1 protein-coding gene is annotated in these 611 nt (G+C 60.9%); it reads left to right on the top strand.

What is annotated here, in order from left to right:
* The coding region (locus J1M86_RS23435; RefSeq protein ID WP_206511572.1) for a GDP-mannose 4,6-dehydratase at positions 1–611 on the top strand (611 nt) is incomplete at both ends.

Raw genomic sequence — 611 nt, 5'->3', positions numbered from 1 at the left:
CAGAGTCACCCGTTCGTGGAGATCCTTTCCGGCAACTTGCTCGACCTGTCGTCGCTGATGCGGGCGTTCTCCGCCGCTCAACCTGACGAGGTGTACAACCTCGGTGCTGTGTCGTTCGTCGCATATTCGTGGGAGAACGCTCGGTTGACCACAGACGTCACCGGTGGTGGTGTGCTCAACGTGCTCGAGGCGCTCCGCTTCTATCAGGACACCTCCGGCAAACGCGTGCGGTTCTATCAAGCTTCGAGCAGTGAGATGTTCGGCAAGGTGCAGCAGGTCCCTCAGTCCGAGTCGACGCTGCTGTGGCCGCGCTCGCCGTACGGCGTGGCCAAGGTGTACGGGCATTACATGACCATCAACTACCGTGAGTCCTACGATCTGCACGCCTCGTCGGGCATCCTGTTCAATCACGAATCTCCGCGTCGCGGTCCTGAATTCGTCACCCGGAAGGTCTCGCAGGCGGTCGCCCGGATTTCCTTGGGCTTGCAGGACAAGATCGCGTTGGGCAACCTCGACGCCAAACGCGACTGGGGATTCGCTGGCGACTACGTCGAAGCGATGTGGCTGATGATGCAGCAGGAGGTCGCCGACGACTACGTGATTTCCACCGG

The sequence above is a fragment of the Rhodococcus sp. KRD197 genome (assembly GCF_017168235.1).
In the GTDB taxonomy this organism is placed as follows: Bacteria; Actinomycetota; Actinomycetes; order Mycobacteriales; family Mycobacteriaceae; genus Rhodococcoides.
The sequence above is the reverse complement of the archived record's forward strand: the minus strand, read 5'-3'. Positions and strand labels throughout refer to the sequence as shown.